This is a genomic window from Streptomyces sp. NPDC002520, assembly GCF_053595235.1.
On sequence record NZ_JBSFXG010000013.1, the window covers coordinates 18,519 to 42,595 of the forward strand.

Annotated in this window: 22 protein-coding genes; 14 read left to right on the forward strand and 8 right to left on the reverse strand. The window is 70.4% G+C overall.

Going from position 1 to position 24,077, the window contains the following annotated elements; translation table 11 throughout:
• Positions 1–75: 75 nt before the first annotated feature.
• The 3 genes from ACWD5D_RS19725 to ACWD5D_RS19735 form a co-directional block, all read right to left on the reverse strand.
• Positions 76–789 (reverse strand): B3/B4 domain-containing protein, encoded by a 714-nt coding sequence (locus tag ACWD5D_RS19725; protein ID WP_451373992.1) that lies wholly within the window; start codon positions 787–789, stop codon positions 76–78.
• A gap of 60 nt (positions 790–849) precedes the next feature.
• Positions 850–1,497, reverse strand: coding sequence for an FMN-binding negative transcriptional regulator (locus ACWD5D_RS19730; RefSeq protein ID WP_451373993.1), 648 nt, complete (start codon positions 1,495–1,497; stop codon positions 850–852).
• A gap of 94 nt (positions 1,498–1,591) precedes the next feature.
• On the reverse strand, positions 1,592–2,428 hold the full coding sequence (locus ACWD5D_RS19735) for an EamA family transporter (RefSeq protein ID WP_451373994.1): 837 nt from the start codon (positions 2,426–2,428) through the stop codon (positions 1,592–1,594).
• Between the two features lie 117 nt (positions 2,429–2,545).
• Between ACWD5D_RS19735 and ACWD5D_RS19740 the strand changes: the two genes are divergently transcribed.
• Positions 2,546–3,124, forward strand: a complete 579-nt coding sequence (locus tag ACWD5D_RS19740) for a helix-turn-helix domain-containing protein (RefSeq protein WP_451373995.1) — start codon at positions 2,546–2,548, stop codon at positions 3,122–3,124.
• Here ACWD5D_RS19740 and ACWD5D_RS19745 read toward each other — a convergent pair.
• Positions 3,087–4,433 carry an FAD-dependent oxidoreductase gene (locus tag ACWD5D_RS19745; protein ID WP_451373996.1) on the reverse strand — a complete coding sequence of 449 codons (1,347 nt, stop codon included), beginning with the start codon at positions 4,431–4,433 and terminating at the stop codon, positions 3,087–3,089. The two genes, ACWD5D_RS19740 and ACWD5D_RS19745, sit on opposite strands and share 38 nt — an antisense overlap.
• A gap of 288 nt (positions 4,434–4,721) precedes the next feature.
• Between ACWD5D_RS19745 and ACWD5D_RS19750 the strand changes: the two genes are divergently transcribed.
• From ACWD5D_RS19750 to ACWD5D_RS19770, 5 genes are all read left to right on the forward strand, one after another.
• Positions 4,722–5,882: an alpha/beta hydrolase gene (locus ACWD5D_RS19750; protein ID WP_451373997.1), complete on the forward strand. Its 1,161-nt coding sequence runs from the start codon at positions 4,722–4,724 to the stop codon at positions 5,880–5,882.
• Between the two features lie 241 nt (positions 5,883–6,123).
• Entirely contained in the window at positions 6,124–6,888 is a 765-nt protein-coding gene (locus ACWD5D_RS19755) for an alpha/beta hydrolase family protein (protein ID WP_451373998.1), read from the forward strand.
• 345 nt (positions 6,889–7,233) lie between these two features.
• Positions 7,234–8,511, forward strand: coding sequence for an acyl-CoA dehydrogenase family protein (locus ACWD5D_RS19760; protein ID WP_451373999.1), 1,278 nt, complete (start codon positions 7,234–7,236; stop codon positions 8,509–8,511).
• 10 nt (positions 8,512–8,521) lie between these two features.
• Positions 8,522–9,739 carry a CaiB/BaiF CoA transferase family protein gene (locus ACWD5D_RS19765; RefSeq protein ID WP_451374000.1) on the forward strand — a complete coding sequence of 406 codons (1,218 nt, stop codon included), beginning with the start codon at positions 8,522–8,524 and terminating at the stop codon, positions 9,737–9,739.
• 136 nt (positions 9,740–9,875) lie between these two features.
• On the forward strand, positions 9,876–10,655 hold the full coding sequence (locus ACWD5D_RS19770; RefSeq protein ID WP_451374001.1) for a crotonase/enoyl-CoA hydratase family protein: 780 nt from the start codon (positions 9,876–9,878) through the stop codon (positions 10,653–10,655).
• 99 nt (positions 10,656–10,754) lie between these two features.
• On the opposite strand, the gene ACWD5D_RS19775 is transcribed toward ACWD5D_RS19770, so the two are convergent.
• The gene (locus tag ACWD5D_RS19775) at positions 10,755–12,257 is read right to left on the reverse strand and encodes a long-chain-fatty-acid--CoA ligase (RefSeq protein WP_451374002.1); all 1,503 of its coding nucleotides are present in this window, start codon (positions 12,255–12,257) and stop codon (positions 10,755–10,757) included.
• A 364-nt stretch (positions 12,258–12,621) separates the two neighbouring features.
• Here ACWD5D_RS19775 and ACWD5D_RS19780 point away from each other — a divergent pair, with 364 nt between their 5' ends.
• Complete coding sequence (locus ACWD5D_RS19780) at positions 12,622–13,224, forward strand: winged helix-turn-helix domain-containing protein (protein WP_451374003.1); 603 nt, start codon at positions 12,622–12,624, stop codon at positions 13,222–13,224.
• Positions 13,221–14,492 carry an MFS transporter gene (locus tag ACWD5D_RS19785; RefSeq protein ID WP_451374004.1) on the forward strand — a complete coding sequence of 424 codons (1,272 nt, stop codon included), beginning with the start codon at positions 13,221–13,223 and terminating at the stop codon, positions 14,490–14,492. Before ACWD5D_RS19780 ends, ACWD5D_RS19785 begins: the two co-directional genes overlap by 4 nt.
• Positions 14,493–14,809: 317 nt before the next feature.
• On the opposite strand, the gene ACWD5D_RS19790 is transcribed toward ACWD5D_RS19785, so the two are convergent.
• From ACWD5D_RS19790 to ACWD5D_RS19800, 3 genes are all read right to left on the reverse strand, one after another.
• Positions 14,810–15,244: a hypothetical protein gene (locus ACWD5D_RS19790; RefSeq protein WP_451374005.1), complete on the reverse strand. Its 435-nt coding sequence runs from the start codon at positions 15,242–15,244 to the stop codon at positions 14,810–14,812.
• Between the two features lie 343 nt (positions 15,245–15,587).
• On the reverse strand, positions 15,588–16,802 hold the full coding sequence (locus tag ACWD5D_RS19795; RefSeq protein ID WP_451374006.1) for a YbfB/YjiJ family MFS transporter: 1,215 nt from the start codon (positions 16,800–16,802) through the stop codon (positions 15,588–15,590).
• A gap of 171 nt (positions 16,803–16,973) precedes the next feature.
• Complete coding sequence (locus ACWD5D_RS19800) at positions 16,974–17,276, reverse strand: muconolactone Delta-isomerase family protein (protein ID WP_451374007.1); 303 nt, start codon at positions 17,274–17,276, stop codon at positions 16,974–16,976.
• A 183-nt stretch (positions 17,277–17,459) separates the two neighbouring features.
• Here ACWD5D_RS19800 and ACWD5D_RS19805 point away from each other — a divergent pair, with 183 nt between their 5' ends.
• From ACWD5D_RS19805 to ACWD5D_RS19830, 6 genes are all read left to right on the forward strand, one after another.
• Positions 17,460–18,416 (forward strand): LysR family transcriptional regulator, encoded by a 957-nt coding sequence (locus tag ACWD5D_RS19805; RefSeq protein WP_451374008.1) that lies wholly within the window; start codon positions 17,460–17,462, stop codon positions 18,414–18,416.
• 202 nt (positions 18,417–18,618) lie between these two features.
• Entirely contained in the window at positions 18,619–19,332 is a 714-nt protein-coding gene (locus tag ACWD5D_RS19810; protein ID WP_451374009.1) for an SDR family NAD(P)-dependent oxidoreductase, read from the forward strand.
• 33 nt (positions 19,333–19,365) lie between these two features.
• Positions 19,366–19,737: an SgcJ/EcaC family oxidoreductase gene (locus ACWD5D_RS19815; RefSeq protein ID WP_451374010.1), complete on the forward strand. Its 372-nt coding sequence runs from the start codon at positions 19,366–19,368 to the stop codon at positions 19,735–19,737.
• A gap of 120 nt (positions 19,738–19,857) precedes the next feature.
• Positions 19,858–20,514, forward strand: coding sequence for a maleylpyruvate isomerase N-terminal domain-containing protein (locus ACWD5D_RS19820; protein WP_451374011.1), 657 nt, complete (start codon positions 19,858–19,860; stop codon positions 20,512–20,514).
• 328 nt (positions 20,515–20,842) lie between these two features.
• The gene (locus ACWD5D_RS19825; RefSeq protein ID WP_451374012.1) at positions 20,843–22,906 is read left to right on the forward strand and encodes a SpoIIE family protein phosphatase; all 2,064 of its coding nucleotides are present in this window, start codon (positions 20,843–20,845) and stop codon (positions 22,904–22,906) included.
• A 265-nt stretch (positions 22,907–23,171) separates the two neighbouring features.
• Positions 23,172–24,053, forward strand: a complete 882-nt coding sequence (locus tag ACWD5D_RS19830) for a universal stress protein (RefSeq protein WP_451374013.1) — start codon at positions 23,172–23,174, stop codon at positions 24,051–24,053.
• Positions 24,054–24,077 lie beyond the last annotated feature (24 nt).

The following is a 24,077-nucleotide window of genomic DNA, read 5'->3' on the forward strand; positions in this document are numbered from 1 at the left end:
TTTCCCCCTGCACCCGCACTCCGACGGGACGCCCCCACCCGCGCCGTCCCAGAGTCGCGAACTCTCGGGACGCACTCAATAAGGTAGGGCCGCGTGAGGCTGTGCGGGGCCGAGGTAGTGCACGGTGGTCTGTGCCGCGTGCGGGAAGAGCAGACCCTGGAGTTCGTCCGCCGCGACCTTGAGGAGGTCACCGTCCCGGTCGGCGTGGAGGGTTTCGAGGAGGAAGGCGACGTGCGTGGAGTCCTCGGTGACGCGCGTGCGGTGGGCGTCGCGGTGGTTCCAGTGGCGGGTCAGGACGCCGGCGGTGTCCGCGTAGATGATCTCCCCTGGCTTGGGATGCTCGACCGTGTCGGGCTCACCGAGTGGGGTGAAGGACTCGGTACCGTCCGCGTGGCGGATCGCGACGTCGCCGCTGACGTGGTCGAGGTCGAAGGCGCCGGCGGGCAGGCCGTGTCGGACGGAGACGGCGTTGTAGGAGTCGACCGCGGGGTTGATGCGCGGCAGGGTTCCCTTCTTCAGGAAGCGGCGGCCGAGTGCGTCGACGCTGGGGCGGATGCGGCGGGGGTTGGTGCCGAACGAGCGGTAGGCGGTGTGCCATGCCTCGATGCGGGGGTCGGTCTCGTCGGCGGGGTGCCAGGTGCCGTCGGCGAGTTGGCGTTCGAGTTCCTCCAGGCCGGTGGCGGTGTGGGGCCAGGGTTCGCGGCCGCGCAGGCCGGTGGCGGTGACCATGGCGATGAGGGTGCCGGGGAAGGCGTCCGCGACGGCGGAGGTGAGGCGGAAGGCAGGCATGGGCGGGGTTCCGTTTCCGGCGTGTGCAGGTGGTGGGTGTGGGAGCGGTGAGCGTCTGGGTCAGGCTTTCCAGGGGCCGATGCGGTCCGTACGGCGACGCTGCTGGCGTGCGGTGGGGACGTCCAGGCCCCGGCCGCGTTCGGTGAGGCGGTCGGCGACGGAAGTGCGGTGCTCGACGGGCTTGTGGTCGTCGTACTTGAACTTGGCCAGGACATCCCGGACTTCCAGCCGCAGACCGCGGATGCCGGACAGCATCCGGCCGTAGGGGGGTCGGTCGACGGCGACGGGGGCGTGGTCGCCGTCGGGCTGGAAGTGGGCGAGCTGACGGCGCAGCAGTTCGGCCTTGGCCTCGGGGGCGTCGACGATGCCGGCGCGACAGGTGAACTGGACGGCCGCGTAGTAGCTGGTGGGCACACCGTCGGTGGGCGGGGTTCCGGCCTGGGCGCGCCAGGGTCCGGGGATGAAGGCGTAGTCGCCGATGACGGTGAGGACGACGTTCGGGTCGCGCTCGATCGCCTTCCAGACCGGGTTGGGCCGGGCCAGATGGATCAGGAGGTGGCGGTCGTCGAGGGCGAAGTGGGTGGGGACGACGGCGGGCGGACGGCCGGGCAGGCCGTTGACGCTCAGCTGGCCGAAGTCGTGGCCTTCGGCGATCCAGGTCTGCCATTCGGATTCGTCCAGGCCGGCGTCCCACGGATGAACCAGCATGCCGTCCTCCTTGGTTCGGTACGGAGATGAGCTGATGAGGTGAGCTGGGTCGGCCCGATGGGGTGTGGGCCGATGCGGTGGGCCAGGTGCCCGATCAGGTCAGGGCGAGGAGGCTGACGGCGACGGCAGCGGTACCCAGCCCGACGAGTTGGCCGCGGGCGATGCGCTCGGCGAGCACGCCTCGGGCGAGGAGGACGGTGCCGACCGGGTAGAGGGCGGTGAGCACGGCGACGACAGCGAGGTCACCGCTGCGGGCCGCGAGCAGGAACAGCAGGTTCGCGATCGAGTCCAGCACGCCCGCGCCGGCCGACAGGGCGTAGGCGGGCTTCTCGGGTCCCAGCTTGCGGTACATCAGTCCCGCGGCGGCCAGGGTGACGGCCGAGGACACCGCCCGGCCCGTGATCAGCGGAGCCACTCCGCTGTCGGACGGCGCCTGATGCAGGAAGACCAGCTGAAGCGCGATGGCGGCGCCCGCGCCGAAGGCCAGCAGCAGCGCCGTACGCGAGGGCCGTGCCGAGCCCGCGCCGTGTCCGGCGCTGACCAGCACCACCGCGACCAGCGCCAGCGGCAGCCCCACCAGTCCGGCGGCGGTGAGGTGCTCACCCTGAAGCAGGCCCACACCCACGGGCAGCGCGGCGGACACCAGCGCGGTCACCGGCGACAGCACGTTCATGGGGCCGATCGCGAGCGTGCGGTAGAGCAGGGCGAACGCGGCCGCCGAGGCGACCCCGGACAAGGCACCCCAGCCGAGGGCCCCGGGACTGAACGAGGCGCCGAGTACCGGCCACAACAGCAGTTCGACCGCGAGACTGGCCGGGGCCGCGACCATCACGGTGCGCAACACGTGGGCCTTGCGGGCGCCGAGGCCGCCGAGGAAGTCGGCGCATCCGTAGGTGAGTGAGCTGCCCAGGGCCAGCAGCAGAGCGATCACGACACATCCCTTACCATTCAGTGGAGCGACCACACGGTACAACAGAACGACCGAGCCTTGTCAACCAAACGACCGGGCGGTCCATTCAAATGGTCAAGCGGCAAGGATGGTGATCAGGTGGCCGAGACAGCCGCAACCCTGCGGACGGTCGCGCACAACGTCCGCGCGGCCCGCATCCGCGCGGGCCTGTCCCTGGAGGAACTCGGCCGGCGCGCCCAGGTCAGCAAAGGCGCCCTGGTGGGCCTGGAGAAGGCGCAGGGCAATCCGAACCTGGCCACCCTGGTACGCCTGGCGGACACCCTCGGCATCTCGGTGAGCGCACTCATGCAGGGACCGCCCGAAGGCCGCGTCCGCATCGTCTCCGCCGACACCGTCGCACCCCTGTGGAGCGGAGACCGGGGCGGCGAGGCCCGACTCATGCTGACGACCTCGGGCCCGGCCCCTGTCGAGGTCTGGCGCTGGCGGCTGGAGCCGGACGAGGAATACCCCAGCCACCCCCACCAGGCCGGAGTCGTGGAAACGGTCAGCGTGACCGCCGGCCGGATGACCCTGGTCGTCGACGGCATCGAGCACACCCTCGAATCCGGACAGACCGCCACCTTCGACGGCGACACCCCACACACCTACCGCGGCTCCGGCACCGACACCTGCCACCTGATCATGACGGTCCACCTGCCCCCGGCCTCCACCACCTGACCCGCGGGGCATGCACGCGGGCGGTCGACGCGGCGGCAGCCGGTTCGGCGCCAAGTGGCCGCCACCGTACGGCCTTGGCGGGCGGGCGTTCGCGCAGCGCTCCGTAGGCGACCCAGTAGGCGGGAAGGCGACGGATCCAGCGTGCCCTGGTCAGCATGCGTACGATGCGCCGGGTGCGCGACGCGCTGCCGAGGGGTGGGCGGCCCCGCAGGACAGGAGCGATGACGCTCGCGTGGGCCGCACGCTGGAGGGCCTGGGTGGCGACCGCGGCGGGACGGCGGCGGCGCTGCACACCGCGCACATCGCCGTCGCTCACCGTGCCGCGGCGCAGTGGGCCGGCGAGGTGGCGGGCGGTGGCCACGGCGTCCTGGACGGCCAGGTTGATTCCGATGCCGAAGACCGGGGACATAGCGTGGGCGGCGTCCCCGATGCAGAGCAGGCCGGGGCGGTGCCAGTGGCGCAGGCGGTCCAGGCGTACGTCGAGAAGCTTGACCTCGTCCCACGAGCGCAGCGCTTCGGTGCGGTCGGCGAGCCACGGGACAGCGGCGGAGAAGTCGGCCCGGAAACGGCCGAGACCGGCCGCGCGGCGCTGCGCGTCGGTTCCCTTGGGGATGAGTGCGGCGCACTGCCAGTAGTCGCCGCGGTCGATCATCGCGGTCAGGAAGCGGTCGCCGGCGGCGCCGACGAGGCCGCGCGGGTCGCCCTCGTGCCGCGGCAGGCGGAACCACCAGGCGTCCATCGGGCAGGTGAAGTGCCGCAGTCCCAGTTCCGGCCGGGACCGGGCCAGCGATCCGCGGCCGTCGCAGGCGACGGTGAGGGCGGCGTGCAGCTCGCCGGTGCGGCCGTCGGAGGTGCGGTAGCGCACCCCGGTCACCCGCCCGGATTCGGTCAGGAAGGACGTCACTTCCGTGTTCATGCGCAGGTCGAAGGAGGGCTCGCGCCGCGCCTCGGCCGCGAGCAGGTCCAGAAGGTCCCACTGCGGCACCATCGCCACGTAGTTGTACGGCGGGCGCAGTACCGAGAGGTCCGCGACCGTGACCGACGAGCGGCCGACTCCGACGGGCAGCTGGACGGTGGTCACGCGGCGCTGTGGCAGCTGGGCGAAGCGCTCGGTCAGGCCCAGGGTGCCCAGCAGCGCCAGCGTGGACGGGTGGACGGTGTCGCCGCGGAAGTCCCGCAGGAAGTCGCCGTGCTTCTCCAGCACCGTGACCTCCACGCCGGAGCGGGCGAGGAGCAGGGCGAGCACCATGCCCGCGGGACCGCCGCCGACGACACAGCATGTGGTCCGTTCCCGAGTTGTCTGTTCCATGGGGACCTGCCCTTCGGAAGAGCAATAATTCACCGCTCGATGAATATCTTACTCCTCGCGGCGCCCCCGACGCAGCCTCGGGAAGCCCACGGGGGCTCGGACGACGCAGCGCGGCACCAATAACGCGGCACCAATAACATCGGATCACGGCAGGCCGGCCGGGGAATCGCGCCAGGCCGGCCGGGGAAAGGATCAGCAGTCGTTGCCCGTCGCCGGCCCGCCACGGGGTTCAGAAGCAAGGTGTGAACGCCGGAGCGGCCTCCGGCGCGTCCTCGGAGGGATTACGCGATGTCCGTCATCGAAATGACCACGTTCCAGGTGAGGCCCGACAAGGTCTCGGACATGCTGGCCGCACGCCCCGGCATGCTCGCGGCCTTCCGGGAGGGCCGGCGCGGCTTCGTCTCCGCGCGGCTTGCACGGGTGGACGAGGACACATGGCTGGACCTCGTCGAGTGGACGGACGACGCCGCGTGGGACGAGTCCCGCGCCAGGGGAGCCGACCGTCCCGAGATCGCCGAGTTCTTCGCGACGATCGACACGGTGGTCAGCAGCGAGCGGGGCATGCGATATGACGACGCCGCCGACGGCCCGCGGGCGGTTCGGACCGTCGCCTACGGCCCCCATCCGTCCCAGGTGGGGGAACTGTACGTACCCGAGGGGGAGGGGCCCTTCCCGGTCGTCGTGCTGATCCACGGTGGCTTCTGGACGGCGATGTTCGACCGTCGGCAGCTCGTCGGGCTCGCGGACGACCTGGTCGGTCTCGGGTACGCCGTGTGGAACATCGAGTTCCGACGCATCGGGGAGTCGGGGGGCGGGTGGCCCGGTACGTTCCTGGACGTTTCGGCCGCCATGGATGCGGTCGCCGGTATCGATCCGTCGGTGGATGCCGGCCGGGTGGTCGTCGTCGGTCATTCGGCCGGAGGTCTTCTGGCGACCTGGGCCGCTCACCGTTCCGTCCTGCCTCCGGACGCCCCTGGGGCCAACCCCGAGGTCAGGCCGATCGGTGCCGTGTCGATGGCCGGGGTGCTCGACCTCGTCGCCGCGGACGCCGCGCGGCTCGGTTCCGCGCTGGCCGACAGCGATACCGAGGGGCCGGCCGACGCGCCGCCGCCGTCGGATCCCACTGTCTGGCCCGCCGTGGCAGCCCTGGCCGGGAACGGTGTCACCCGCGCGCTGCTGGGCGGAGCGGCCGGCGACGTCCCCGAGCGCTACTCCCAGGCCTCCCCCGCCGAACTGCCGCCCGCCGACGTGCCCGTGCTGGCGCTCCAAGGAACCGACGACCATGTCGTGGCGCCGCCCTACGGCCGGGCGTACGCCGATGCCGCGACGGAACGCGGCGGAGACGTGCGCTTCGTCGAGATTCCCGCGACGAGCCATTTCGACTGGATCGACCCCGCAGGACCGAGCTGGCACATGGCTCGCGACTGGATCCAGAAGCTGCTCGCCTGACCTGCGTCACCGTCAGGCGGCAACTACTGAAGGCGAGTTGGACTTGAGCTGAGAGAAATGCCTTGCGCCTGATGCTGCCCGGACTGGTAGCTTTCGGTCGGCCGTGACATCGCCGGAGGAGGTGAGACCCATGAACGCTGTATCCGTATGGGTGCTCCCCCTCGTCGTCATGGTCGGGCGGTCGACATAGGTGTCGCCGGGAGCGCCTCACTGACAAAGGCCTCCCGAAGGGCAACAACCCATGCATTCTCTCCAGTTCACTGAGAAGTCGTCGTCGAACGGCGTCGTGGAACGCGAATTCACCGTCGGTGATGTCACCGGCGTTCTCTGGTCCCCCGCATCCGGCTCCGATCGCGCTCCCCTGGTGCTGATGGGGCACGGTGGCGGCACGCACAAGAAGTGGCCGGGCATGGTGGGCCGCGCGCAGCGCCTCGTGGCCGACGGCGGCTTCCACGTCGCCGTCATCGACGCACCCGGACACGGCGGCCGGCCACGCACCGCGCACGACGAGCAGGAGATCGCCGCACTGTACGAGGCGAGGGCGGCGGGCGAGCCGGAAGGCCCGGTCGTCGTCCGCTACAACCTCCACCTCGCGGAGCGCGCCGTACCGGAGTGGCAGGCGACCCTCGACGCTCTCCAGACACTGCCGGAGATCGGCACCGAGGGGCCGGTCGGCTACTTCGGTCTCAACATGGCCACCGCGATCGGCGTGCCACTGACGGCGACGGACCCCAGGATCACCGCCGCGGTCTTCGGAATGTTCTGGCCCGACCCACTGGCCGAGACAGCGAAGCGGATCACCGTCCCGATCGAGTACGTCCTGCAGTGGGACGACGAGCACATCCCGCGCCAGTCAGGTCTGGCCCTGTTCGACGCCTTCGCCTCGCGGGAGAAGACGTTGCACGCCAACACGGGCGGGCACAAGGACGTGCCCAGGTTCGAAGCCGACAGCGCGGTCCGGTTCTTCGTACGGCACCTCGGCGGGGCGGGCACATCGAAAGCCTGACATGAGATCGAAGGCCTGACATGAGGGGCCGGTATCCCCGGCCTGACAGGAAGGGGATCGGCGTCCGGCTCACCGGCCGGGCGCCGATCCCTGCTGCCGAAGTACGGAATTCCCTTTGAGTCGTCATTCGGAGTTGCCCCAACCCATCACAATCCAAGGCCCTGTTAATGCCCTCGCCACCCTTCCCCCACGCACCGGATTCGCCAGAAAATCTTTTCCCGGAGCCCGAATTGCGCGCCCCCTCATTCCCCATAGCATGAGAGAGATAAGACCAAGGAATACGGAGGGGAATCAAAAGAACACAGAGAGGAATGCGGCGGAGAATCCAGAAGGGAGCGCCGTCAGATGAACGCGATGCAGGGGGCCACGGCGGCGGGCATCGATCTCGTGACCGTGGGTTCGGGCAACGGACACCCGGTCATCCAGCCTCCCGCACTGGGCGGCTCCGAGCACACTGACTACTACCTCCTGAACGACCTGCTCGACGAGGATCAGCAGGCGCTTCGCTCGAAGGTCCGGGAGTTCATGGACCAGGAAGTCACCCCGGTCGTCAATCCGTACTGGGAGCGGGCCGAATTCCCCCATGAGCTGGTCCCCAAGCTGGCACAGCTGGGGATCTCGGGATTCCAGATCCAGGGATACGGCTGCCCGGGGATGAGCAACGTGACGGCCGGCCTGGTGATCATGGAACTGGCGCGCGGCGATCTGAGCATGTCCACATTCATGGGTGTGCACTCGGCGCTGGCCATGAACTCGATCGCGCTGCTGGGGTCGGACGAACAGAGGCAACGGTTCCTGCCGGGCATGGCGCGCATGGAGAAGATCGGCGCCTTCGGCCTGACCGAGCCCGCGCACGGCACGGACGTGGTCAAGCTGGAGACGATCGCGCGCCAGGACGGCGATTCCTACGTGCTCAACGGTCACAAGCGCTGGATCGGCAACGCGACCTTCGCCGACTACGTGATCGTCTGGGCCCGGGGCGACGACGGCCACGTCGGCGGGTACATCGTCGAGAAGGACACGCCGGGCTTCCAGGCCGAGGTCATCACCGGCAAGACGGCACTGCGCTGCGTGCAGAACGCGCAGATATCCCTGACCGACGTCCGCGTCCCCGCCGAGAACCGGCTGGCGAACGTCAGGACCTTCCGCGACACCGAGAAGGTCCTGCTGGCCTCGCGCTTCTGCGTGGCCTGGGAGGCGGTCGGCGCCGCGGTCCGCGGCTACGAGACCGCGCTGGCCTACGTCAAGCAGCGCAAGCAGTTCGGGGTTCCGCTGGCGGCCAACCAGCTCATCCAGTACCGGCTGTCGCGGATGCTGGCCGACATCACCGACATGATGTGCATGCAGTACCGGCTCAGCCAGCTCATGGACGAGGGCAAGTACTCGATGCCGCGGGTGGCGCTGGCCAAGATGCACTACACCGAGCGGGCACGGGCCATCCTCGCCGAAGCCCGCGACATGCTCGGCGGCAACGGCATCCTCCTCGACTACCACGTCGCCCGGCACCTGTGCGACATCGAGGCGATCAACACCTACGAGGGCACCGACACGGTCCAGGCGCTGATCGTCGGCCGGGACATCACCGGATACAACGCCTTCGTGCCTTCGGCTCCCGAACAGTGAGGGAGGCTTCATGCAAGACACGCCCCTCCTGCACGGGCTGCACGTCGTCGACCTCGCCAGTTTCATCGCCGCCCCGGCCGCCGCCACCATGCTCGGCGACTTCGGCGCCGACGTCGTCAAGGTCGAACCACCTCACACCGGTGACACCTATCGGGCGCTCAGGCACGTGCCTCCGAACCCGCGGGTCGACGGCGTCAACTACCCCTGGCAGCTGGACAACCGCAACAAGCGGAGCATCGCCCTCGACCTGAAGTCGCCCGACGCCCGGGCTGTGGTCGAGCGGCTGGTGAAGTGGGCGGATGTGCTGGTGACCAACTTCCCGCCCGGCCCCCGGGCCAAGCTGGGCCTGGACTACGACGATCTGGCCCCTCTCAACCCCCGGCTGGTGTACGCCGATGTCACCGGGTTCGGCGAGGAAGGACCGGACGCGCATCTGCCCGGGTTCGACGTCACCGCGTACTGGGCGCGCAGCGGCCTGATGGACGTGACGCGGCAGTGGGGCGCGCCGCCGGCGATGAACGCGTTCGGATCGGGCGACCACCCGACGGCGATCACCCTGTTCGCCGGGATCATGACCGCGCTGTACCGGCGGGAGAAGACCGGCGAAGGCTCCCGTGTCACGGCGTCGTTGATCGCCGAGGGTGCCTGGGCGGCGGGCATGTGGCTGCAAGCCGTACTGGTCGGCGGGAAGGCTCCCGACCCGGTCGACCGGAGAGACCCGCCGAACGCGCTCGCGAACGCGTACCGCACGGCGGACGACCGCTGGCTGCTGCTGGCCTTCGCCAACGAGGACAAGCAAGTCCCCCTGTTCCTCGAGGCCATCGGCAAGCCCGATGCGATACACAACCCGAACTACGCCGACACACCGAGCCGTCGGGCCCACGCGGCCGAGATCGTCGCCCTCCTGGACAAGACGTTCGCGACGCGGACGCTCGCCGAGTGGCGGGAGGCTCTCGACCGCGCGGGCCTCACCTACGGAGTCGCCCAGACCATCGAGGAGTTCGCCCACGATCCCCAACTCGTGGCCAACAGGATCCTCGTGCCCGTCGACGACGGCAGCCCGGAGCCGTATCTGACGATCGACAGCCCCGTGCGCCTGGACCAGGAGCAGAAGGTCCGTCCGCGCCCGGCTCCCGAGTTGGGCGAACACACCGAGTCGGTTCTCCGGGAACTCGGCTACGCCGATGCCGAGATCGCGGACCTGCGCCAGAGCCGGACGATCGACTGACACCCCGGGTGGCAGACGAACCCCGGGTGGAGGACGACACGCCGGGTGGAGGACGACACACCGTCCTGTCTCACGTCGAGCATCCGGCCGACGCGAGACAGGCGCGAGACAGGACGGACAGAAGGGAACCAGCACCATGACCGAACCCCGGACCAACCCCGGTGTGCGCACCGAGAACCGCAACGGCATCTTCGTGATCACCATCGACCGCCCGGAGGCCCGCAACGCCATCGACGGCGCGACCGCACGCGCGCTGGCGGCCGCCATCGACGAACTCGACGCCCGCGACGAGCTCCTCGTCGGCATCCTCACCGGCGCCGGTGGCGTGTTCAGCGCGGGCATGGACCTCAAGGCGTTCGCGGTCGGCGACAAACCCCTCATTCCCGGACGGGGCTTCGCGGGTATCACCCGCACCGAGATCAAGACCCCGCTCATCGCCGCCGTCGAGGGCTACGCGCTGGGCGGCGGCACGGAGATGGCGCTCGCCTGCGACATGATCGTGGCCGCCCGGAACGCCACCTTCGGCCAGACGGAGGTCCACTACGGAATCGTGGCCCCCGAAGGGGGAATGGTGCGCCTGCCCGAACGCATCCCCCACAACATCGCCGTGGAGCTCCTGCTCACCGGCGACCCCCTGCCCGCCGCACGTGCCGAGCAGCTCGGTCTCGTCAACCACCTCACCGAACCGGGCGAGGCGCTCACCCAGGCTCTCGAACTCGCCCACCGCGTCGCGCGCAACGCGCCCCTGGCGATCGCGGCCGTCAAACGCGTCGTCAACGAGCGCACCGCGTACCGCGACCAGGACGCCCTGCGCGACCAGGACCAGATCGTCCATCCCGTGCTCGACTCCCAGGACGCGCGGGAAGGAGCCCGCGCCTTCGCCGAGAAGCGCTCGCCCCACTGGCTGGGTCGCTGACATCGGCCTCGACGGGGGAATCCGCCGGTCACGACGGCGACCGGAAGTGCAGGGCCCTGTCGCGGGGCTCTGCACTGTCGTGAGGTGCACTCCCGGGACTCACCGAGCGCCCACCTCGGGCGGCGGGACGATCTCCCGCTTGACGATCTTCCCGGTCGGCCCCTTGGGCAGCGCGTCGACGATCCAGACCTTTCGCGGGTACTTGTACGCGGCGACCTGGCGCTTGACGTAGTCGCGCAGTTCCTCGGGCGTCGCCTCGGCGCCGGGCTTGAGCACGACAGCCGCGCCGACCTCCTGACCGAGGTCCGCACTGGGCAGGCCGATGACCGCCGCGTCCGCCACAGCCGGGTGCTCGTACAGCACGGACTCGACCTCGCGTGGGTAGACGTTGTACCCGCCGCGGATGATCACGTCCTTCTTGCGTCCGACGATCCAGAAGTACCCGTCCTCGTCCACCCGGCCGAGATCCTCGGTGTGGAACCAACCGCCCCGCATCGCGTCGGCGGTCTCCTCGGGCCGCTGCCAGTACCCCTTCATCACGTTGTGCCCGCGGACGACGATCTCGCCGGTCTGACCCTCCGGGACGTCCGCGCCGCGGCCGTCGACCACCCGCATCCGGACGCCCTCGATCGGGGTGCCGACCGAGCCGGGCTTGCGTTTGCCCTGGAGGGTGTTGAACGAGACGACCGGGGAGGTCTCCGACAGCCCGTACCCCTCGAGCACGACGGTCGCGAACGTGGCCTCGAAGGCGTGCAGGACGTTGACCGGCATGGCCGAGCCGCCGGCGACGGACAGTCGCAGACGGGAGAGGTCGTAGGCGTCCCGGTCGGGCGCCTGCAACAGCCGGCTGAACACCGTCGGCACCCCGGCGAACACGGTCACGCCGTGCTCGGCGAGCATCGCCAGGGCCTTCGCGGCGTCGAAGCGCGGCAGCAGGGTGAGGCACGCGCCGGAGGCGACGGCGGAGTTGAGCGTGCAGGTCTGCCCGAACGCGTGGAACAACGGCAGCCCACCGAAGATCACGTCGTCCGCGGTGAGCCCGAGCGGCCCGCCGGTCACGACGTCACAGTTCCGGACGAGGTTCGCATGGGTCAGCTCGGCGCCCTTGGGCTCACCGGTCGTACCGGAGGTGTAGAGGATCACCGCGGTGTCGTCCGCCTGCCGGTCGACGATGTCCTCGGTGGGCGCCCCGGATCCGGGCAGCCTCTCCAGTCCACCGGGTTCCACGACGACCGCGTCGGCCCCGGCCGTCCGCGCACCGACGCGCGCCTCGTCGGCGGCGTCGTGCCAGGCGAACATCAGCCGGGCACCCGAGTCGCCGAGGTAGTAGGCGACCTCGCGGGACTTGAGCAGCGGATTCATCGGCACGACGACGCCGCCCGCCCTGAGCACGCCGTAGTAGACGACGGCGAACTCCGGGATGTTCGGCAGCATGATCGCGACTCGGTCGCCGGGTCTGACACCGCGTTCGTGGAGCAGTGCGGCCATCCGCGCGCTGTCCTGGTCGAGCGTCCGGTACGAGATCCTCTCGTCCCCGAGACGCAGCGCGGTGCGGTCCTGATGGGTGCGGGCGCTGGAGATCACGTGCGATGCGAGATTCATGCCAGATCCTCTCTCCGCCGTCCCGGCGTCGGGCGCCCACGCGATCCCGGGCGGACCGGCGAGACCGCCACAGACGTCGTCGCCCTCGCAAGGTGACATCCCTCCGATGCACGGGGGCATCGGCACCGAAGACGCGCGGAGCGTCGCCACGCACCGCAGACAGCGCGCCCCGACCCCGCGGACCACCCGAACACAACACGGGCGGGGCCCTGTGGCGCTCGCCGCTGTCGACGCTACGCCCCGAGCAGCTCGCCACGCCACCGCAGGCACGGCCCTGACGACAGAGACTGGATCCGTCGGCGTGGGCACGTGAGGGGGCGTGAGGACCATTGTAAAGATTTCTTTAGAAAGATATCTTTAGCTCATGAACCGGCGACAGCTCACCGACCCGCGGGCCCTGCGGGCGTACGCCCACCCGTTTCGCCTGACGCTCATCGGACTGCTCCGCAGGGAAAGCGCGATGACGGCGACCCGGGCTGCCGACCTGACGGGCGAATCCGTGGCCAGCTGCTCGTATCACCTTCGGATGCTGGCCAAGTACGGGCTCGCCGAGCAGACAGGGGAAGGACAGGGCCGGGAGAAGCCCTGGCGGGCGACCTCGTCCTTCACCTCCTGGCCGGGTTATGCGGCGGACCCCGAGGTGAGAGAAGCAGCCACGGCACTCAGCCTCGCGGTCGTCGAGCGGTACTTCACCGAGGCGACCCGCTGGCTGGAGAGCCGGGACACCGAGCCCGCGGACTGGCAGGCGGCCGCGCCGCTGGGGGACGCCACGCTTTTCCTGACCGCCGACGAGCTCAAGGAACTCGACGAGAAGGTATGGGAGTTGCTCCAGCCGTACGTGGACCGGCTGGAACATCCGGAACAGCGTCCCGCCGCGGCTCGTCGGGTGACGTATGTTCACTTCGCGCACCCGACGCGGGAGTTCGGCGCCGAAACGCAGAACGAGACAGAAACGTCGGGCCCGTGACCTCGACCGGGCGGTTACCCGCGTTGCTGCGCGAGCCGTCGTTTCGCCGGTACTGGACCGGTCACACCGTGTCGCTCTTCGGGGACCAGACCACTCTGATCGCCCTGCCGCTGCTCGCGGTCCTGGCCCTGGATGCGGGTGCCGCACAGATGGGGTGGCTCACGGCCGCCGGGCTTCTGCCGAGCCTGCTGTTCTCGGTGCACGCCGGCGTCTGGGCCGACCGCCGCGGGCACCGGCGACGCATGATGATCATCACGGACCTCGGGCGGGCACTGGTCCTCGCCTCGCTCCCGGTCGCCTGGGCCCTGGAGTGGCTCGGCCTCGGCCAGCTCTACGTGGTCGCGTTCATGGTCGGCACGCTGAGCGTGCTGTTCGACGTGTGCAACGCCGCCCTGTTCGTCTCCCTCGTGCCCGCGGAACGCTACGTGGAAGGAAACTCCCTGCTCAACGGCAGCCGGGCCATGTCCTACATGATCGGTACCAGCGCCGGAGGAGCGCTCGTGCAGCTTCTGTCGGCGCCGGTCGCGCTGCTCGCCGACACCGCCTCCTACCTGGCCTCGGCCTGGCAGCTGTCCCGGATCCGCCCCACCGAGCCACCGGCTGCCGAGCGCGCCGAGGGTGACCTGATGGCCGGCTTCCGCCACCTCGTCAGTTCCCGGATCCTTCGCGGCTACTACGGCGCGGTCACCACTCTCAACCTGTTCAACTTCGCCTTCCAGGCCGTCTTCGTCCTCTATGCCACCACCGGCCTGGGACTCGGGCCCGGCCTGCTGGGCGCCGTGCTCGGCAGCGGCGCCGTCGGCTCCGTGATCGGGTCCCTGCTGACCGGCCGGATCGTGCGCCGCGTCGGGATCGGGCGGGCCACGCTCCTCGGCCTCTTCGCCTTCCCCGCGCCACTGGCCCTGGTCCCCCTGGCACAAGGTCCCGTCGCCCTCACGGCAACGTGCCTGTTCCTGGCGGAGTTCGGCTCCGGGTTCGGCCTGATGCTCCTCGACATCGCAGGAGGATCACTCACTGCGACACTGATACCCAACAGGCTGCGGTCCCGCGTCGCAGGGGCCGGCCGAGTGTTCAACTACGGCATCCGCCCCATCGGCGCACTGGCAGGCGGGTGGCTCGGCTCGGCGATCGGCCTGCGCCCCACTCTATGGATCGCGACCCTGGGGGCGCTGCTGGGCATGGCCTGGGTGCTGCCCTCCCGCATACTCCTGCACACGAAGAGGCCTGAGCCGGCTCATGGCGAACCAGAGCTGAACAGGGCGCCCTGAAAAGGTCGGCACATCGCGGCAGGTGCTGCGCTGTTCCGCCCGCCCATCGGCCGAGGGTCGAGGACAACCGGCTGAGGGGCGGCATGTGGTCCCGGTCGCTGCCACCCTGCAGTGACCGGGCATGCCGCCCCGCCAAGGGCACGGAGGCTCCCTCCGTACCCTGACTGACCGCCGGCGCCGCTCAAGGACCGGCGGATCCCCCGACGGACCCCAATCCGCTGGAGGAGTTTTCGGGTGCCGAGTCCGGTGGACGTTCCGTATCCACCGGACGCGTCACGCGTACGCGTCGATGTCCGCCTCGGCACCGCTGCCCCTGGTCAGCGCCTGCCGTCCTGGGAGCGAGCGTCGCCGTCGCGGTACTGGTGGCCGCGGCCGGAATCAGCGCCGGAGTGCCGCCCCACGCCGCGGTCGCCGTCCCATCGGTACGACCCCTCGTGGTGATCCCGCGCCCAGCGACCGTCGCGGTTGTCGTACCGGTACGCATCACGACGGTCGTCGTCGCGGTAGCTGTCACGGTGTTCGCCGTACCAGTGGCCGTAACCGTCGTAGCGGTAGCCGTCACGGTGACCCCATGCACCGTGGCTGCCCCCTTCGTGGGTGACGAAGCCGGCGGACCGGGCGGTGACAACGACAGAGGAATCGGTCGACGGGGTCGCCGCCGATGCCGCGCCTCCGGCGGCGAGGAGTACGCCGGCCGCGACGGCCACGGATGCGACCGCGACACCGGCCCGACGCGCAATCTTGGATGCCATGCTCTTCTCTCCTCCGCGACTTCGCGATCCATGGATAGCAGATCACAAATGCCTTGTTTTAGATGGCAATAGCGACCGTACTCCTGTACATCCAAGGAAATGTAAAGCCTCTGGCGTGATCTATGCCATGCACGAGAGAAGCGCCGCAACGGAATAATCCGAGAGACTCGGACACTCGCCTTCCCCGCCGCTCCACACGCGCTTTTCACCCGTAAAAGAGTTCATTCCGGCGACGGGGCCACCGAAACGAATATCGCCACCGCGGCCAAATGCATGCGTGACGATGCGTCAGAAGAAGCATGGGTCCATTAAGTAGCCTGTTTTCAGGGGTCGTTGCGCGCGTCTACTCCGACTCCGGCGCCAGCTGTCGCGGGAAGCCGATGCGCAGTACGGCGGCTGCCGCCGCGGCGGCCAGGATCACGGCCGCGGCCAGCAGCAGTGCCTCGTGGTAGCCGTGCCGAAGCAGGGGCGTTACGGCCAGCGGGCCGAGGATCTGGCCGACGGAGTAGCCGGCCGTCAGCAACGCGACGGAGCGGGGGAACCGCAGATGGGATCCGGTGGCGAGGGCCAGCGTGCAGATCCCGACGAACGTTGCGCCGAAGAGCGCGGCGGAGACCAGGGCGGCCGTCACTCCACCGATCAGGGCCGGCAGGGCGATGCCGACCGCCTGCAGGACGAGCGCGGCGAGCAGCAGGCCGGGGCGGGACCGGCGCCGCCCCAGCCAGGTCCACAGCACCGCGGAAGGTACGGCCGCCAGGCCGACCAGAACCCAGGCGCCGTTGCCGACCCACCCGGGCGAGGTCTGTTCGATCGCGGAGACGAGGAACGTGCCGGCCACCATGTAGCCGACGCCTTCAAGGGCGTAGGAGACGAACAGGGCCTTGAACCAGCGCTGCGTCCGCACCCCTGGCGCACCGGCCGTAGCCCCGCCGGCACGCGCGGTTTCCGACGGTGTGTCCTCGGGCCGGAGGTTCCACGAGGCGGCGCCGAGGAGGGCGGCGAGTACGGCCGCGATGTACCAGGCGGCCCGCCAGTCGGCGAGGGAGTGCAGCACGAGGACGAGCAGCCCGGACAGTGCGATGCCGGCACCGATCCCGCCGAAGGCCCAGCCTGGGAGGTGGGCCGGGTGCTCCCGCAGGTGGCACAGGAGGGAGCTTGCGGTGATGACGAAGATCAGGGCGCTCGCCACCCCGGCCGACAGCCGTAGCGCGATCCATATCGCCGTGTCGTGTGTGGCCGGCATCGCGGCCAGGCCGACGGTCAGGACGACCAGGGAGCCGCGCAGAAGGGTGGGCGAGCGCACCAGCGCGGGGGCCAGGATGCCCGCGAGCGCACCCCCGAGATAGCCGACGTAGTTGGCGGTGGCCAGGTTCGCGCCGGCGCTCGTGGAGAGCCCCGCCTGGGTGTGCATCAGGGGAAGGAGCGGGGTGTAGACGAATCGGCCGATTCCCATGGCCGCGGCGAGTGCCGCGGCGGCCCGGGCCACGTGCGCCCAGGGCGAGTGGAGCGGGCCGGCGCTTCCTCGGTGAGAGGAGGTACGCAGGGGTATGACGCTCATGCCGAAGTCCTTCTCCGCCCGTTCGGGCACCTGGCCTCGCGCGATGCCCGTCCAGGTACCGCGCCTCGTGCGATGCGCCCCTCACTCAGGAGGCGACGACAACGGCAATAACTGCGCGTAGCGGCAGCAAGGGTGGCGGTAGCCGTCGTCCTGACCGAAGGGGCCGGTTCGTCACGAGGTGTCGTCGGCCTTGCCGGGGTCGTTGGGGTGGGACTCGAGCGCGGTGACGTCGAAGCTCATCCAGGGACTGAGGGGGAGCGTGCCGAGCACCTTCTCGTGCAGCTCGTCCTCGTCGGCGGCCCGCCAGATGCCGATGCTGCGCAGTTCCCCGACCGGCCGCCACAGGCGCGCGAGGTTGCCTGTGGCAGCCAACTCCCGGGCGCGGAGGGCCTCGGCGGCGCGCCGTCGGTCGACTTCGTCCTGGCTGGTGCCCTCGGGAATGGTGGTGGTGATCCGGACGAGGAACTCCCGCATGGTCCAACTCCGTTCGCCGGGGCGGCCGAGGCCGTCGCGATGTGCCGCTGGGGCTCGCCACGCAGACGGGTCGCGTTCATGTGGCTGCCGTACTGCCTTGCCCTCATCTTCCGTCCGCCCCCGTGAGGTCGCCACGACTGGCATCCTCCTGGCTGATAGGCACAGCCTCTTACCGGACGTAGGATGGGGGACGTGGAGCTGCGCCAACTCCGGTACTTCGTGGCGGTCGCCGAGGAGCTGAACTTCAGCCGGGCCGCTGTGCGGCTCCTGATCGCGGGGCCGTCCCTGTCCCAGCAGATCAAGGCTCTCGAACGCGATCTCGGGGTACGCCTGTTCGACCGTGACCGTCGGTCCGTCTCCCTCACCCCGGCGGGCTCCGCCCTGCTTCCGCAGGTGCGCGACCTGCTGGCCCGCGCGAACGACGTCCAGCGCCGCGCCGCCACCCTGTCCGGATCGGAACCTGTACGGCTCGGCTACGTCAACTGGCTTCCGGCGGATCTGACGGCCCGCACCTCGGCCGTGGCCCAGGTCCACATCGACGCCTGGGTCGCCCCCTCGCACACCCAGGCCGCCCGGGTCGCCGACGGCAGCCTCGACCTCGCCGTGTGCTGGGTCCGGACCGAGGACCTGGATCGACTGGGCCTGCGGGCCCAGCTCATCGGCGCCGACCGGCTCTACGCCGTAGCCAAGGGCGACGACACCAGCGACGTCCCGGCGCACGACACCTCTGTCCTCGTCGACGCCGACACCACCTCCTGGTTGTCGTGGAACGTCTACGCCGAGGACGTGGCCCGGGACACGGGGGCCCGTGAGGTACGGGTGTCCGACGGAGGTGTCACGGGCCCCGCGTTCTTCGACCACGTCCGCCGTTGCGACCGCCCCGTCGTCAACTGCCCCAAGGGCCAGACCGACCCGCTCCCGCCGGACCTGGTCCGACGCGAGGTCGTGGCGCCGGAGATCTACTGGACCTGGTCGCTGGTCCGGCGGGCCGACGAGGCCCGAACCGCGGTCCTCGCCGTCGTCGACGCCCTCGGCGACGGCGTCGGCGACCTCGCTGTCCACACCCCGGGGGCCTGGCTGCCCGAGTCCGACCCGTACCGCCGGCAGGGGCCTTCGCCGGCAACCGCCCGGCAACTCTGACCCGCCCCGGCGCCGACCCGCTGACCTGCGCTTGGAGGAGTCGTCTCCCAGCAGGAAGGAAGCCGGTCCCGGCCAGGACCCCGTGTGCCTTTGACCTCCGCTCCCCGCGTGTCTACCTTCCGAAGAGTCGATCGGCCGAACACTCCGGGTCGGGAACCCTGTTCCCCCCGTCCATCCCTGACGCTTCCGAAGAAGGTTCGCCATGAACTCGCAGTTCCAGAAAGTCGCGGTCGTCACCGGTGCCTCGCAGGGCATCGGCGCGGGCGTCGTCGACGGCTACCGCAAGCTCGGGTACGCCGTCGTCGCCACGTCGCGCTCGATCGCGCCCGTCGACGACACCGACGTCCTGACCGTGCAGGGCGACATCGCCGACCCCGCCACCGCGGAACGCGTCATCGCCGCCGCCGTCGAGCGCTTCGGCCGTGTCGACACTCTGGTCAACAACGCCGGGATCTTCGTCGCCAAGCCCTTCACCGAGTACACCGCGGACGACTACGCCGCCGTGACCGGTGTGAACCTGGACGGGTTCTTCCGCATCACCCAGCTGGCCATCGAGCGGATGCTCGCCCAGGGCGGCGGCCACATCGTCAACGTGACCACCAGCCTGGTCGACAACGCCGACTCCAGGGTCCCCTCGGTGCTGGCCTCGCTGACCAAGGGCGGCCTGCAGTCCGCGACCAAGTCCCTTGCCATCGAGTACGCCACCCGCGGCATCCGCGCCAACGCCGTCTCCCCGGGCACCGTCAAGACCCCCATGCACCCCGACGAGACCCACGAGGCCCTCGCCGGTCTGCACCCGGTCGGCCGGATGGGTGAGGTGGGCGACATCGTCGACGCGATCCTCTACCTGGAGCAGGCCGCCTTCGTGACCGGCGAGATCCTGCACGTCGACGGCGGCATGTCCGCGGGCCACTGAACCCGGTTCGATCCGCTCCATCAGGAGAACACGATGCACGCCACGACAGAGAGTGAAGCGATCCTGCGCAGCGTCCTCGACCGCTGGAAAGCGGCTGTGGACAAGCACCGACCGGACGAGGTCGCCGCGCTCTTCACGGAAGACGCGATCTTCCAGGGACTGCATCCCTACAGCGTCGGCAGACGGGGAGTGAACGACTACTACGACTCCCAGCCGCTCGGGCTGGCCGCCGAGTACCGGATCCTGGAGACAAGGCGGCCGGCCGACGACCTGGTCCTCGGCTACCTGAGCGTGGACTTCTCCTACACCGACCGGCCGACGCGGCACGTCAACCTCAGCGTCCTGGCGAGGCGCACGGACGACGGCTGGTACCTCAGCCACTATCAAGTCTCCCTGCTCCCCTAGGAAATCCCGCTCGGGTTCTCGACCGGCACAACCGACACGACCGGGCCGACCGCCGCCGCAGCGACGACCCCTCGCACCCCGTGCTTGTCCGCCACTCCGGCACCGCATTACGGTGCCGGAGTGGATCTCTTCTCACGCTCGTGGACGGCGTTGCGCGCGGCGGTCGCCTATCTCCCGGACGAGCACTTCGCCCGCCCGTCCGGCTGTACCGGCTGGCTCGTACGGGACCTGGTCTGCCACCTGATCATCGATGCTCAGGACGTTCTGATCACCCTCGTGACGCCCGCCGAAGCGGAACCGACCCGCGACGCGGTGACCTACTGGGACATCGCCGGCACACCCCCGACCGGTGAGGACCTGCTCGACGCGCTGACCGTCCGGCTGGCCGCCGCGTACGAGGATCCCTGGCTGTTGAGGTTCCACCTGGACGACGTCGGCTCCGCCGCCGGGCGCGCCGCCGAACTCGCCGATCCCGGCCTCCGGGTCAGTACGCGCGACGAAGTCCTCACCGTGGGCGACTACCTCTCCGCGTACGTCATCGAGTGGACCCTGCACCACCTCGACCTCATCGCGCACCTCCCGGACATGGCGGATCCGCCCGCCGAGAGCCTCGCCCGCTCACGCGAGATGCTGGAGAAGATCGCCGCAGACCGTTTCCCCGGGTCGTTCTCCGACACCGACGCGCTGCGGGTCGGCACCGGACGACGTGCTCCGACGGACTCGGAGAGCGCCGAACTCGGACGGCTGGCCTCGAAACTCCCGTTCGTCCTCGGCTGATCATCTGCTCACAGATCGCTCCTGGCCCCAGCGAGTAGGCCGCCGCGCAGCGAAACACCTGCCCGGGATCCCGAACGACCGGTCGGTTGTTCCAGTGCCCTGTGAACTGGGCGGTCCCTGTCCCTTCCGCCCCGTGAGGCGTCCGGGCGCGTTCTTTGGCATCGTGAGTACGGGGACCGGCATCGTGCGAGCAGGAAAGGTGTGATCGTAGGCGGGGGGAGGTCACCGGAGATCTCCAGGCGTGGAACCTACACCCGCCCCACAGGGGCAGAGGCCGCTGCCGTCGCCACCCAAGGGAGTGCGGCGGCAACTCGGCACGGAAAAGGCGGTGGCGCTGCTCGACGCCCTGCTCGCCGAGGCGCCGGTGGGCCTGTATGTCCTGGACGCCGATCTGCGGAGAATGAGCGTCGGCAACGACGCTCCGCACGCAGTGCGCCGCCCGGACGCGGAGGAGAGCCCCTCACTGGTGTCCGGGCTGTCGGTTCCCGAGGTACGACGAGCTCTGCGTACGGCCCTGGATACCGGCGAGCCCGTACGTGACCTGCGCTGCCACGTGCACCTGCCTCCCGGCGGGGAACGGCGGCAACGGACGCTGTCCATCTCGGCCTGTCCCCTGCGCGATGACGACCGCCGCCCGCTCGGCCTGGCCGTGACCGTCGACGATGTCACGGCAGGCGAACGCGCCGAGAAACGACTGGAGTTGCTGCGGCGGGCTGATTCGACGATCGGCAGCTCACTGGATGTCTTCCGTACCGCGCGGGAACTGGCCGAGAGCGCGATTCCCGGGCTCGCGGACGCGGCCGCCGTCGACGTGCTCGATGCCGTCCTGCACGGTGACGCGCCCGCTCCGGGGCCGCTCGTGGAGCCGGTCACCGTGCGCCGGGCGGGCTTCGCGACGGCGACGCGCGTGGACCAGGGCGGTGTGTACGAGGTCGGCGCCGTGCGGGTCATGCGGCAGGGCAGACCGTACGCCTACGTGCTCGCCGATCTGGTCCCGCGCGTGGTGAACGATCTCGACGGCGACGAGTCGGCCGCGTGGCTGGCCCGCGATCCGGATCGTGCCGGCCTGTTCCAAAGCGTGGGGGTGCACTCGATGCTCGTGGTACCGCTCGCCGCCCGCGGTGTGGTGCTGGGCCTGGCCGCGTTCTACCGCGTGGGAGATTCGGAGCCGTTCGACGACGCGGACGTCGACGCGGCCGGGGAACTGGCGTCGCGGGCCGCGCTCTGTCTGGACAACGCGCGCCTGTACACACGCGAGCGGATCCTGGCGCGCATCGCCCAGCGGGACCTGCTGCCCCGGCACATGCCCGCCACCAGTGCCGTCGAGACGGCACACACGTATCTGCCCGTGGCCGCGGGCGGCGCATGGTTCGACGTGATCCCGCTGTCCGGGGCCCGGGTGGCCCTGGTGGCGGGTGACGTACGAGGCCGCGGACTGCGCGCCGCCACGGCCATGGGCCAACTCCGCACCGCAGTCCACGCGTTCGCCAGAATGGACCTGGAACCCGCCGAACTCCTCACCAGACTGCACGAGTTGACGGCGGGCGCCGCAGCGGACGAGTCGCCACCGGCTTTCGCGACCCAGGCCGACGGCTCGGCGCCGCACGACAGCTGGACGGACCATGACCCGCCGGCGAGCTGCCTGTACGTCGTGTACGACCCGGTGAGCCGGCAGTGCGAGGCCGTCAGCGCCGCGCACCCGCCGCCCGTGGTGACGTCGCCGCATGCGGAGCCGTACCTGCTGGACGTGGATCCCGGTCCCCCACTGGGTCATGGGACGGCCTTCTACCGGTCGACGACCGTCGAGCTGCCGGTGAACAGTGTGCTCGCGTTGTTCAACCACGGACTGGTGCGCGGCACAGCCCGGGACGGCGATCGACTCCCGGTCCTCACAGATCACTTGGCCGGAGCGTGGAAGCGTCCCCTGCGGCAGCTGTGCGACGCACTGGTGACCACCGTGCTGCCGGACGGCCCCGCGGAGGACGCTCTGCTGCTCCTCGCCCGCACCCGCTCCCTGGACTCCCTCCACGTGGCGAGCTGGACGCTGGACCACGACCCGCTCAGCGCCTCCGAGGCACGGCAGCTCACCGCAGACCGACTGACCGGATGGGGCCTCGGCGACCTGATCTTCAGCGCCGAACTGATCGTGAGCGAACTGGTCACGAACGCACTCCGTTATGCCGAGGGCGCCATCGGCCTGCGTCTGATCCGCGACGACGTGCTCATCTTCGAGGTCACGGACTCCACCAGCGCCGCACCGCACCTGCGCCTCGCCGACGACTCGGACGAGGGCGGCCGCGGCCTGTACCTCGTCGGCCGGGTCGCCAGGCGCTGGGGGACGCGTTACTCCTCCGAGGGCAAGACGGTCTGGGCGGAGCTGCCGCTGCCGTGAGGGGCAGACCGGCGACGGGCGGGCCGGCAACGGCCGAACCGGCGGCGAGCGGGCGGACCAGCGACGGGCGGACCAGCGACGACCGCGACGGCAAAGGCCCCGTCCGTGCTTCTCGGCGTTTTCCGGCGCCCTACGACATGCGCCGGGGCGACGGAGGAGTCACCCTGTACTTCCCCGGGCACTTCCCTGTGCCGGTACCCGTGGACGCAACGGCCCGTGCGCTGTCGGCGCCCGTCGGGCCGGAGGCCGGAAGCTGGAGGCGATCATGTCCGCACCGAGTGACCGCCGGCCGATCGTGGTCGGTGTGGAGGACGACCCCACCGGGCGGGCGGCGCTGGCCTGGGCGGCCGACGAGGCGGCCCGACGGCGCCTGCCCCTGCGTCCGGTCCGGGCCGAGGGCGTGCCCACCCGCGGGGATCGGGACCTGAAGGCTCCGCCGTCCTGGGAGGAGTGGAACACCGAGCTCCACGGGAGGGGGAAGCGGGTGCTCACGGAGGTCGCGGAATTCGTCGCGGCCAGGCATCCCGAGGTCGAGGTGGACATGCTGCTCGCCGAGGGCGAGCCCGCGTGGGTACTGGGCGAGGAGAGTCGTACCGCCACGTACGTCGTGCTGGGCTCACAGCATCTGAGCCGGGCGCAGGAGGTCTTCGGTTCCCATTCGGTCGCGCTGCCCCTCATCGCTCGCGCGAGTTGCCCGGTGGTGGTCGTTCCGGACGCCGAGCACGCTGTCCAGGAGCCCCCGTACTACGTCGTCGGCGTCGACGGCAGCGAGCACTCCGCCGCGGCCGTCGACACGGCGTTCGAGGAAGCCGCCCTGCGCGGGGCCCAACTGCGGGCGCTGTACGTCTGGCAGCCCGGACCGCTGCGCGTCTTCGACGAGTACGCGGCACAGCAGGAGGGCCGCCGGTTGCTCTCCGAGACCGTGGCAGGCCGCCAGGACCGCTACCCCGATGTGGACCTGCAGCTCGAACTGGTCGTCGGGCATCCGGTGCAGGCGCTCGCCGACGCCTCGGCTCAGGCCCTGGGCCTGGTCGTGGGCACGCGGGGGCGCGGCGGCTTCGCCGGCATGCTGCTGGGCTCGGTGAGCCAGGGAGTCCTGCGCCATGCCCGCTGCCCTGTCGTGGTCGTTCCGTGGGAGCGGACCTGAGCGACCGGCCCGCGACCGCCTCGC

What these genes read in the sequence shown, in the direction of transcription:
- ACWD5D_RS19760 (WP_451373999.1), top strand. Translation starts at nt 7,234, where the DNA reads ATGAACGCGATGCAGGGGGCCACGGCGGCGGGCATCGATCTCGTGACC.
- ACWD5D_RS19780 (WP_451374003.1), top strand. Translation starts at nt 12,622, where the DNA reads ATGAACCGGCGACAGCTCACCGACCCGCGGGCCCTGCGGGCGTACGCC.
- ACWD5D_RS19725 (WP_451373992.1), bottom strand. Translation starts at nt 789, where the DNA reads ATGCCTGCCTTCCGCCTCACCTCCGCCGTCGCGGACGCCTTCCCCGGC.
- ACWD5D_RS19790 (WP_451374005.1), bottom strand. Translation starts at nt 15,244, where the DNA reads ATGGCATCCAAGATTGCGCGTCGGGCCGGTGTCGCGGTCGCATCCGTG.
- ACWD5D_RS19750 (WP_451373997.1), top strand. Translation starts at nt 4,722, where the DNA reads ATGTCCGTCATCGAAATGACCACGTTCCAGGTGAGGCCCGACAAGGTC.
- ACWD5D_RS19775 (WP_451374002.1), bottom strand. Translation starts at nt 12,257, where the DNA reads ATGAATCTCGCATCGCACGTGATCTCCAGCGCCCGCACCCATCAGGAC.
- ACWD5D_RS19745 (WP_451373996.1), bottom strand. Translation starts at nt 4,433, where the DNA reads ATGGAACAGACAACTCGGGAACGGACCACATGCTGTGTCGTCGGCGGC.
- ACWD5D_RS19730 (WP_451373993.1), bottom strand. Translation starts at nt 1,497, where the DNA reads ATGCTGGTTCATCCGTGGGACGCCGGCCTGGACGAATCCGAATGGCAG.
- ACWD5D_RS19800 (WP_451374007.1), bottom strand. Translation starts at nt 17,276, where the DNA reads ATGCGGGAGTTCCTCGTCCGGATCACCACCACCATTCCCGAGGGCACC.
- ACWD5D_RS19795 (WP_451374006.1), bottom strand. Translation starts at nt 16,802, where the DNA reads ATGAGCGTCATACCCCTGCGTACCTCCTCTCACCGAGGAAGCGCCGGC.
- ACWD5D_RS19765 (WP_451374000.1), top strand. Translation starts at nt 8,522, where the DNA reads ATGCAAGACACGCCCCTCCTGCACGGGCTGCACGTCGTCGACCTCGCC.
- ACWD5D_RS19755 (WP_451373998.1), top strand. Translation starts at nt 6,124, where the DNA reads ATGCATTCTCTCCAGTTCACTGAGAAGTCGTCGTCGAACGGCGTCGTG.
- ACWD5D_RS19805 (WP_451374008.1), top strand. Translation starts at nt 17,460, where the DNA reads ATGGGGGACGTGGAGCTGCGCCAACTCCGGTACTTCGTGGCGGTCGCC.
- ACWD5D_RS19770 (WP_451374001.1), top strand. Translation starts at nt 9,876, where the DNA reads ATGACCGAACCCCGGACCAACCCCGGTGTGCGCACCGAGAACCGCAAC.
- ACWD5D_RS19810 (WP_451374009.1), top strand. Translation starts at nt 18,619, where the DNA reads ATGAACTCGCAGTTCCAGAAAGTCGCGGTCGTCACCGGTGCCTCGCAG.
- ACWD5D_RS19815 (WP_451374010.1), top strand. Translation starts at nt 19,366, where the DNA reads ATGCACGCCACGACAGAGAGTGAAGCGATCCTGCGCAGCGTCCTCGAC.
- ACWD5D_RS19830 (WP_451374013.1), top strand. Translation starts at nt 23,172, where the DNA reads ATGTCCGCACCGAGTGACCGCCGGCCGATCGTGGTCGGTGTGGAGGAC.